This is a genomic window from Cupriavidus sp. 05N40 (genome assembly GCF_056397305.1).
Genome location: NZ_JBFTND010000070.1, coordinates 24499 through 31654, shown reverse-complemented (window position 1 = coordinate 31654; position 7156 = coordinate 24499). Strand labels below are relative to the sequence as shown.

The following is a 7156-nucleotide window of genomic DNA, read 5'->3' as shown; positions in this document are numbered from 1 at the left end:
TCGCCAAGGGATTCAGCGGCGTGCAGATCGGCGAACACCTGCGCTTTGCCCAGCGCGACTGGACGGTCGTGGGGCACTTCGATGCAGGGGGCAGCGGCTTCGACTCGGAGATCTGGGGCGATGTCGACCAGCTCATGCAATCGTTCCGGCGGACCAGTTATTCGGCGATGGTGTTCCGCCTGGCGCAGACAGGCAGCTTCGAGCGCTTCAAGGCCGACATCGATGTCGACCCGCGGCTTGCCAACGAGGCGAAGCGCGAACAGGCCTTCTACAGCGACCAGTCGAAGGCGCTCTCCACCTTCATCAACATCCTTGGCTTCACGCTGTCGACGATCTTCTCGATCGCGGCGATGATCGGCGCCATGATCACCATGTACGCATCGGTCGCCAATCGCGTCGCGGAAATCGGCACGCTGCGCGCGCTCGGCTTCAAGCGCGTCAACGTGCTCACCGCTTTCCTGGTCGAGGCCCTGCTGCTGGGCCTGGCAGGCGGCATCTTCGGCCTGGGCTGCGCGGCATTGATGCAGCTGGCTTCGTTTTCCACGACCAACTTCCAGACCTTTGCCGACCTCTCGTTCCGCTTTATCCTCACGCCTTCCGTGGTGGTGAAGACGCTTGCATTCTCGATGGCGATGGGCCTGATCGGCGGCTTCCTCCCGGCGCTGCGCGCGGCACGCATGAACATCGTCGATGCGCTGCGGGCGCATTGATGGCAGGCGGCGCCCGCCACCGAATGCCGCGCGACACCGCCAGGGGGCGTGCCTCAGGACAGCCCGCCATGCTCCGCGAAACATAGCCCCAGGAATTGCATGACGGCCTGGATCCGTGGCGCGCGGCGGATGTCGGCGTGCACGACCAGCCAGATCTCGCGCGTCAGGCGCTTTCCCTTGCATTTCACGCGCCGCAGGGCGCCGTCGCGCTCGCCCAGGAAATGGGGCAGCGCCGCGATGCCCACGCCGGCACGGGCGGCCGAAGCCTGGATGTCCAGCTCGTTGCTGACCATCACGATGGGCCGGCCTAGCGCCTGCTGTTTCAGCCATTCCTGCTGCGGCGACCCTTCCATGCTGTCGTCATAGGCGATATAGCCGTAGTCGGACGGCGCGGTGGCGTCCAGGTAGGCAGCGCAGGCATAGAGGGAGAACGCCACGGTGCCGAGCTTGCGCACCACCAGCTCGCCTTCTGCCGGACGGCTCAGGCGCACCGCCAGGTCGGCCTCCCGCCGGGTCAGCGAGGCCACGCGCGTGGCCCCGGTCAGGCATACGCGCAAGGCCGGATGCCGCGCGCGCAACTGGCCCAGCCGGGGCGCGATCACCGCGGCGGCCATCGATGGAGGCGCGCTGATGGTGACCTCCCCGCTGACGCCGGTCTGGCCGGCCGCCGCCGTACGCTCCACGGCATATGACTCGTGCTCCATGCGCGTGGCCAGGGCGGCGATGCGTTCGCCCTCGGCGGTCAGCAGATAGCTGCGCGGGCGCCGGTCCACCAGCTTGAGTCCCAGCGAGCTTTCCAGCGCGGCGATGCGCCGCGCCACCGTCGCATGGTCGACCTTGAGCCGCCGCGCGGCGCCGGACAGCGAACTCTCCTGCGCGAAGACACCGAAATGGCGCAGATCCTCCCAGTCGAACATGGGTGATTTCTCACATGCGATGTGAATATTTGGGGAATTTTACACAGGCGGAGAAGCTTGCAGAATGGCAGCCATGCCGTCGCGACGCAAGCAACAGCGGTCCTTGCGGATTGCCCGGCGACTTTCCACACGCATGCGCGGCACGGCCAGGGCTTGCCAGGCGCATGCAACTCAACTGACAAGGAGTCAGCCATGCGCAAGCCAGAAAGCCTCGCCTATCTCGGCATCGTCGTCTCGACCTTCTTCTGGGGGACGAACTTCAACGCCGGTGCGTTGATCATCCGGCATATGACACCGATCAGCGCCTCGATCGAGCGCTTCGTCATCTCGACCGTCCTGCTGCTGCTGATCTTTGGCCTGCAGGGCAAGCTGCGCCTGAGCGTGCTGCGCAAGAACCTGTGGGCATACATCGGCCTGGGCCTGCTGGGGTTCACCGCATTCAACCTCGCCACGTTTTTCGGCCTGCAGACCACCACCCCGATCAACGGCGCGCTGATCCTTGCCACCACGCCGTTGTGGACCATGCTCCTCGCGGTGGTCTTCGAGGGCGAACGTATCGATCCCGGGCGCGCGCTCGGCCTGGTCTTCGGCCTGCTCGGCGTAGGCCTGGTGATCACGCGCGGCGACATCCACATGCTGCTCGCGCTCAAGGTGGCGCGCGGCGATGCCATCATTCTCGCGGGCAGCCTGGCCTGGGCCGCCAACATGGTCGGCACGCGGCGCTTCGTCAAGGACGCCACGGCGCTGGAGAACACGGGCTTCTCGATGTTGTTCGGCGCCATCGGCCTGATCATCCTCGGCTTCGTCTTCGAACGGCCGCTGGCGAGCATCGCCGCCGCGCCCGCGAGCATCCATGCCGCCGTCCTGTATCTCGCCGCGGGCGGTTCGCTGCTGGCCTACCTGCTGTGGTTCCGCGGCATCCACCACATCGGCGCGGCGCGCACTTCGATCTTCTTCAACCTGGCGCCGGTGTTCACCATGCTGGTTTCCACCGTGCTCGGCGTGCCCCCCAACGCATGGCAGGTGGTGGGAGCGGGCGGGGTGATCCTGGGCGTGGTGTTCGCCTCAGGCCTGGTCGCCATGCCGGCCAGCACCAGGGCGGCGCAAGGCTGACGCGGGGCGCCGCATGCCGGGCGCATGCGGCGCCCCGCGGCCCCCTTGCCGGGCTCAGCGGGCAATGCCGGCAAGCTCCAGCGCCGCGGCAGCATACGCTTGGGGCGCTTCCTCCGGAAGGTTGTGCCCTGCGTTGTCCACCACGCGATGCGAGCGCGGCCCGCTGAACCTCGCGGCGGACGATTTGCCATCGGTCGCGGGGAAATTCCCGTCGGCCTTTCCGTCCAGCGTAATGGCCGGGACCGTGATGACGGGCTGGGCGGCAAGTCGCTTCTCCGTCGCTTCGTATGCCGGGAATCCCGGGGCAAGACCCAGGCGGTGACGGTAGGAATGAATCACCACGTCGACGTAGTCCGGGTTGTCGAACACGCTCGCCGCACGATCCAGCGTGGCGTCGTCGAACTGCCAGCTCGGCGAGTTCCGCTTCCAGATGACCCTGGCGATTTCACGCCTGTTGGCCGCCAGGCCCGCCCTTCCCCTTTCGGTCTGGAAGTAGTACTGGTACCACAGCCCGGATTCGATCTGCGGGGGGATGGGCAATGTCGATCTGGCGATGTCTTGTATCAGGTAGCTGTTGACCGAAACCAGCCCGGCGCATCGCTCGGGCCAGAGCGCGGCGGCGACGCATGCCGCGCGGCCGCCCCAGTCGAAGCCGGCAAGGACCGCGCGCGGCATGCGCAATGCGTCCATCAGCGCGATCACGTCGGTGCCGATCGCGCCCTGCTGGCCCGACCGGGGCGTGGCGGCATCGAGGAACCGGGTCGGTCCATGTCCGCGCAGATGCGGCACGATCACCCGGCATCCACGGCTGGCAAGCATCGGTGCGACCTCGATGAAGCTGTAGACGCTGTACGGGTAGCCATGCAGCAGCACGACGGGCGGTCCGTCGGCCGGCCCGGATTCGTGGTAGCCGATGTTGAGGACCCCGGCGTCGATGTGCTTGAGCGGTCCAAGCTGCTGCATCGCCGCGGCGTTTCCGGGATCGGCCTGGGCCTTGGCGGCAAATGCCAGTTGCGGCAGGGCGACGCTTGCGGCAGCGCTTGCGGCGGCGCCCTTCAAGAGCAGGCGACGCCGTTCGTTGACAGTGGTAGGCATGAAAATCCTTTCCCTGACGGGCAAGTAGGTGGCTGGGAGCGATGCCGGCCGGCAAGGTTCGCGCGCCGGCCGGTCTTCCTGGCGCGGCTTGCGCCTTATGGCAGCTGGTACTTTTCGCGCACCAGGTGGCCGATCCCCATGCGGTCCAGGGTGTCCAGCGGGCACAGGAACGTGACGCGGACGGTGCCGGGCAGGCGGCTGATCTCGATGGAGCCGTTGATGGTGGCGCGGTTGAGTACCTCTTCATAGGGTAGGCCCGTAACGGCCGCGGCGCGGCGCAGACCGTTCTCGGTGGCGGCGTTGAGGTTCACGCCGCTGCCGATAAAGGTGATCGGGCCGTTTTGTTCGATTTCGCCTTGTCCCCAGCGCGCGCCAAGTTCACGCACCCGCTGGCGCTGCTCGGCGCTCATCGGCCGGGCCATGGGGGGCAGGTCGTCGATGTTCTGCAGCAGGATCGGCCCGTCGAGCGTGAGGTGCTTGATGACCTCCACCGTCAGTTCCGTTTCGCCGGACACGTCGGTGGCGTGGCCGGCGATCTCGCCGTTGCCCTGCTGGGCATGCATGTCGCCCATGTACACGCCGGCTCCCGGCACCTTGACCGGGCAGATCAGGATGCAGCCCTCGCGCACCGAATTGGTGTCCATGTGGCCGTCAGTCTTGGCCGCGTGCAACTCCTCCTGGGTCATGCCGTACCGGTGCGGCGCACCCACCAGGTACTGGCCGAAATCGGCGCAATTGTGCGAGTCCGGCAAGTCGCGTGCCGGCGTGGTGCCGATATTGCCGAGGAACGGGCGCATATGCGCCGCCACGCCAGGGATGTCGGCGCGTGCCAGCGACAGGATCGAGTGCTGGGCTGCCAGCGAGGGCAGTGCGGACATCTCCGCCGCATTGCCCGCCAGGCGGTTGGCCACTTCCTGGCTGACGGTGAGGCTGACCTGATTTTCCTGGTCCAGCACGATCACGTAGCCATGGCTGAACCGGAAGGCGCTCACCTCGGCCCCGCAGTGATTGCAGCGGATCGCCTCCTCGCCAATGCCCTCGACGTGGCTGGCCGGGTGTTCGGTACCGCATGCGGCGCAGAATTTGGCAACGAAGGGGTCACCGTGATAGCGGCCTTCGACAAAGCGCATGACGCCCGAGGAGGTGGCCACCGAGGTGACGCGCATGCGTTGAATCTTCAGCGCGACGGCGTCGCCGATCTCGGCGCCGGCGATCGCGACCGGTTGCGTCACTTCGTGCCCGCCCTGGAACGACGGCGTGATCATCGGCCCCCAGCAGCCTGGCGGGGTACCGGTAACCAGGGTGCCGCCATCGGCCAGCGGCCCCAGCATTGGCTGGCTGGGTCCGATCAGTCCGCTGGTGTAGGTCTCGACGCGAAGCCACTGCTGGGCCGGCTGTGCGGCGTGCGCGTCATGCTGGGTGGTCGTCATTTTCTCTCTCCATGTCCGCATCGCGTGCGGCGTTCTGAAACCCGGGGGGCCGTCACGGCATTTCAGCGTCCGCGTGTATCCGGCCTGTTTCAGCAAGGAGCCGGAAATGCGGTGTTTCTTGTCGGCGGGCGGCCTGGATACACAGCGGTACAAAGCAATGTGCAGCCGCACGCTGGCGCGCGGGGTGCTTCCGGGACGGCCCGTGCACCCGGCAGGCCCGGAGCGCGCGGGTGCCCCGGCCCCTGCTTCGTGACGGTGGGGCATGCCCAAGTGACCTTGCTGGTGTTTGTCTCAGTAATTGGACGGACAGCAACCATCATGTGGCCGACGTCCTGCGGGGTGTCAGTTTCCCCCATCTCCGGAGATACCCTAGGCACGCAAAAACCCCTTGCAAAGCCAAAGTCCGAGTCGTAATCTAAAAAAAGAGATAGGCATGCAGATGCGGCCCGATAGCAGTCACTCCGATGCTTCGGGCAAATTTTCGGCGATATTGTCTAAAAAATGAGATCAACTCAAAGACGGTGACCGGCGCCACACCCGCCGGCCGTCAGACCCAAACCAGGCGGCAGTGTCGCCAGACCAGCATGACAACAGCAGGAGCAACCCACATGGAAGCAAACGCAAAAGCGCCGGCATCGCCCGCCGAGGCGCTCTCCACCCGATCCGCACGGCCCGGGCGCACCTCGTCCTACGCCTGGAAGGCGCTGGCGGGCTCGGCCATCGGCTATGCCATGGACGGGTTCGACCTGCTGATCCTCGGCTTCATGCTGCCGGCCATCAGCGTTGCGCTGAGCCTGAGCACGGGGCAGTCCGGCGCGCTGGTGACATGGACGCTGATCGGCGCGGTGGCGGGCGGGATCATCTTCGGCGCCCTGAGCGACCGCTACGGCCGGGTACGCGTGCTGACCTGGACCATCGTGCTGTTCGCGGTCTTCACCGGGCTGTGCGCGTTCGCGCAGGGTTTCTGGGATTTGCTGGTGTACCGCACGATCGCGGGCATCGGCCTGGGCGGCGAGTTCGGCATCGGCATGGCGCTGGCCGCCGAGGCGTGGCCGGCCAGCAAGCGGGCGCGGGTGTCGTCGTATGTGGCGCTGGGCTGGCAGGCGGGCGTGCTGATGGCTTCGCTGCTCACGCCGTTGCTGCTGCCGCATATCGGCTGGCGCGGCATGTTCCTGCTGGGCGTGGTGCCGGCGCTGGTGGCCTGGTTCGTGCGCAACCGGCTGCATGAGCCCGAGGTGTTCGTGCGCAGCGCGGAGAAGAAGAAGGTCAACGCCTTCCGGCTGCTGGTGGCCGATGCGCGCACCACGCGCACCAGCCTCGGCATCGTGATCCTCTGCGCCGTGCAGAACTTCGGCTACTACGGGATCATGATCTGGCTGCCCACCTACCTGTCGCGGGCGCTGGGCTTCTCGCTGACCAAGTCGGCAATGTGGACCTCGGTGACGATCGTGGGAATGATGGTGGGTGTCTATGTCTTCGGGCACCTGGCGGACCGCATCGGCCGCAAGCCCACCTTCCTGATCTTCCAGGCCGGCGCGGTGGCGATGGTGCTGGCCTATGCGCGCATGTCGGACCCGGTGACGATGCTGTGGGCCGGCGCCGTGATGGGCATGTTCGTCAACGGCATGATCGGCGGCTACGGCGCGCTGATCTCCGAAGCCTATCCCACCGCGGCGCGCGCCACCGCGCAGAACGTGCTCTTCAATATCGGCCGGGCCGTGGGTGGATTCGGGCCCATCGTGGTGGGCGCGCTCGCCGCGACGTACTCCTTCCAGGTCGCCATCGCGCTGCTGGCCAGCATCTATGTGCTGGACATGATCGCCACCTTCTTCCTTATTCCCGAGCTCAAGGGCGTGGAGCTGGAATAGCCGGGACCGCATCGCCCGAACCG

The 7156-nt window shown here is 66.7% G+C and carries 6 protein-coding genes; 3 read left to right on the top strand and 3 right to left on the bottom strand.

Features of this window, described 5'->3' with window-relative positions:
- On the top strand, positions 1-710 hold a 710-nt coding region (locus tag AC1DO7_RS17695), incomplete at its 5' end, for an ABC transporter permease (RefSeq protein WP_477116381.1).
- Positions 711-763: 53 nt separating this feature from the next.
- On the opposite strand, the gene AC1DO7_RS17690 is transcribed toward AC1DO7_RS17695, so the two are convergent.
- Positions 764-1627, bottom strand: a complete 864-nt coding sequence (locus AC1DO7_RS17690) for a LysR family transcriptional regulator (protein WP_441649771.1) — start codon at positions 1625-1627, stop codon at positions 764-766.
- A 192-nt stretch (positions 1628-1819) separates the two neighbouring features.
- Between AC1DO7_RS17690 and AC1DO7_RS17685 the strand changes: the two genes are divergently transcribed.
- Entirely contained in the window at positions 1820-2740 is a 921-nt protein-coding gene (locus AC1DO7_RS17685; protein ID WP_441649772.1) for a DMT family transporter, read from the top strand.
- A 54-nt stretch (positions 2741-2794) separates the two neighbouring features.
- Here the strand turns inward: AC1DO7_RS17685 and AC1DO7_RS17680 are convergent, their stop codons facing one another.
- Positions 2795-3835: an alpha/beta fold hydrolase gene (locus AC1DO7_RS17680; RefSeq protein ID WP_441613871.1), complete on the bottom strand. Its 1041-nt coding sequence runs from the start codon at positions 3833-3835 to the stop codon at positions 2795-2797.
- Between the two features lie 95 nt (positions 3836-3930).
- A complete protein-coding gene (locus tag AC1DO7_RS17675; RefSeq protein WP_441613872.1) occupies positions 3931-5265 on the bottom strand; it encodes an acetamidase/formamidase family protein in 1335 nt (444 codons plus the stop codon).
- 608 nt (positions 5266-5873) lie between these two features.
- On the opposite strand from AC1DO7_RS17675, the gene AC1DO7_RS17670 reads away from it, so the two are divergent.
- Positions 5874-7133, top strand: a complete 1260-nt coding sequence (locus AC1DO7_RS17670; RefSeq protein ID WP_441649773.1) for an MFS transporter — start codon at positions 5874-5876, stop codon at positions 7131-7133.
- The last annotated feature ends 23 nt before the right edge of the window (positions 7134-7156 follow it).

Coding starts and splice junctions, on each gene's coding strand:
- AC1DO7_RS17690 (WP_441649771.1), bottom strand. CDS start 1,627: ATGTTCGACTGGGAGGATCTGCGCCATTTCGGTGTCTTCGCGCAGGAG.
- AC1DO7_RS17685 (WP_441649772.1), top strand. CDS start 1,820: ATGCGCAAGCCAGAAAGCCTCGCCTATCTCGGCATCGTCGTCTCGACC.
- AC1DO7_RS17680 (WP_441613871.1), bottom strand. CDS start 3,835: ATGCCTACCACTGTCAACGAACGGCGTCGCCTGCTCTTGAAGGGCGCC.
- AC1DO7_RS17675 (WP_441613872.1), bottom strand. CDS start 5,265: ATGACGACCACCCAGCATGACGCGCACGCCGCACAGCCGGCCCAGCAG.
- AC1DO7_RS17670 (WP_441649773.1), top strand. CDS start 5,874: ATGGAAGCAAACGCAAAAGCGCCGGCATCGCCCGCCGAGGCGCTCTCC.